Source organism: Streptomyces lonarensis (genome assembly GCF_012033735.1).
Classification (GTDB): domain Bacteria; phylum Actinomycetota; class Actinomycetes; order Streptomycetales; family Streptomycetaceae; genus Streptomyces; species Streptomyces lonarensis.
Genome location: NZ_JAAVJD010000438.1, coordinates 1 through 1838, shown reverse-complemented (window position 1 = coordinate 1838; position 1838 = coordinate 1). Strand labels below are relative to the sequence as shown.

2 protein-coding genes are annotated in these 1838 nt (G+C 75.7%); both read right to left on the bottom strand.

The annotated features are described in order from the left end of the window. Positions 1-128 precede the first annotated feature (128 nt). The gene (pyrE, locus tag HCN56_RS25360; protein ID WP_167974963.1) at positions 129-665 is read right to left on the bottom strand and encodes an orotate phosphoribosyltransferase; all 537 of its coding nucleotides are present in this window, start codon (positions 663-665) and stop codon (positions 129-131) included. 196 nt (positions 666-861) lie between these two features. Further along, on the bottom strand, positions 862-1722 hold the full coding sequence (locus HCN56_RS25355; protein ID WP_312871450.1) for an aldose epimerase family protein: 861 nt from the start codon (positions 1720-1722) through the stop codon (positions 862-864). Positions 1723-1838: the final 116 nt, after the last annotated feature.

The following is a 1838-nucleotide window of genomic DNA, read 5'->3' as shown; positions in this document are numbered from 1 at the left end:
GGCCGGTGCGGCGAGGCGCGTCGGGGCAGAAGCACCGCCGCCCGCCCGGCCGCGCCCCGCGGTGGGGGGCGGCAGGCAGGCAGGCGGGCGGCCCGGCCGGAGCCGGAGGCGTTCGGCTCGCGCCGAGGTCAGCTGAGACCGAGGTCGGCCAGGGTGAAGATGTTGCGGTACTCCAGCCCGGCCTCGGCCATGGCCCCGGCGGCGCCGCGCTCGACGATGACGGCGACCGCGACCACCTCCGCGCCGACCTCACGGGCCGCCTCGACGGCGGTGAGCGGCGAACCGCCGGTGGTGGAGGTGTCCTCGACGACCAGCACCCGGCGCCCGGCGATGTCCGGACCCTCGATCCGCCGCTGCATGCCGTGGGCCTTCTGCGCCTTGCGGACCACGAACGCGTTCAGCTCGCGGCCGCGGGCCGCCGCGGCGTGCAGCATCGCGGTGGCCACCGGGTCCGCGCCCAGGGTCAGTCCGCCGACCGCGTCGAACTCCAGGTCGGCGGTGGCCTCCAGCATCACCTGGCCGACCAGCGGCGCCGCCGCCGCGTCCATGGTGATCCGCCGCAGATCGATGTAGTTGTCGGCCTCCAGGCCGGAGGACAGGGTCACCCGGCCGTGGACCACGGCCTTGTCCTGGATCTGCCGCAGCAGCTCGTCACGCACGCTCATGGCGTCTGAGCCTAGGCGATGCCCCCCACCTGCCCGACCCCCGCCACCCGGGAGGCCACCGGCGCGGACGCGGCGGCGCCCCCGCCGGAGAGGCCGGCGGGGCGCTCGGACGAGGCGCGGGGCGGCCGAAGCGGCCCGCGTCGGTCAGTCCGCGGCGTCGGTCACACCGCGGGGGCCGGTCAATCCGCGGGGTCGGTCACACCGCGGGGCCCGCCGGGCGGCGCCAGGACCAGGTGGTCGTGGTCTCCAGCGGTTCGATGCCGGTGACCAGCCGCGGGTGGGTGTTCAGGCCGTTGGGTGGCCCGGACTGCGGCTCCACGCAGACGGCGTGCGGCTGCTCGTCGTAGACGACGACCCACTCGTCGCGACCGGTGACGCGCAGCTCCAGCTCCGCGCCCCAGCGCAGGGTGACGTCCACGCCGTCGGGCATGGTGAAGCAGTCGTCCCACGGGCCCGGGCGGACGTCGCCGATCTCGGTGGTCGCGATGCCGTCCGCGCGGACGAGCTGCCCGGTCGGGGAGAACTCCACCGCCGCCTCCGGCCCGTCCGACCGCAGCCGCCGCACGAACCACGGGTGCCAGCCGGCCTGCGCGGGGAAGGAGTCGCCGGCCGTCTCGACACCGAGCGTCATCGTCAACGCGCTGCCGTCCTCGGCCAGTTCGATGATCTGCGTGACGCGCCCCGGGTAGGGCCAGGGCTCCGCGAGGTCGACGACGAAGGCGGCGGAGCGGTCGTCGTCCGCGCGGTCGACGCGTTGCCAGACCTGTTCGCGGACGGTGCCGTGGATGGCGTGGCGCCCGGCGTTGAGCGGCAGCCGGTGGGAGGTGGCGCCGTTGCGGAAGACGCCGTCGGCGGTGCGACCGCACCACGGCGCCATCACGAACGACCCCGACCCGCTTCCCTGCACAAGGAGTTCGGCGTCACCGACGCGTAGCGAGGACAGCCGGCAGCCGTCCTCGGGGAGCACGGTCACCTCCGTGTCACCGGCTCGCAGCCGCACCGCACCGTCGTCTGCCGCGCCGGTCACATCCGGTTCTGAGGCGTCATGGAGAGTCACAGCACGACAGTAGTGGTCGTGCGGGGTGCCGCGCTCCCGGGTGGCGGCCCGAGTACCCGCCCACCCGAGCGCCGGAACGGAACCGCCCCGCCCGGGCCGGTGGTCCGGCTCGGGCG

Bases quoted from the DNA above. Each gene is read 5' to 3' on its own strand.
- pyrE (WP_167974963.1), bottom strand. From the start codon at position 665: ATGAGCGTGCGTGACGAGCTGCTGCGGCAGATCCAGGACAAGGCCGTG.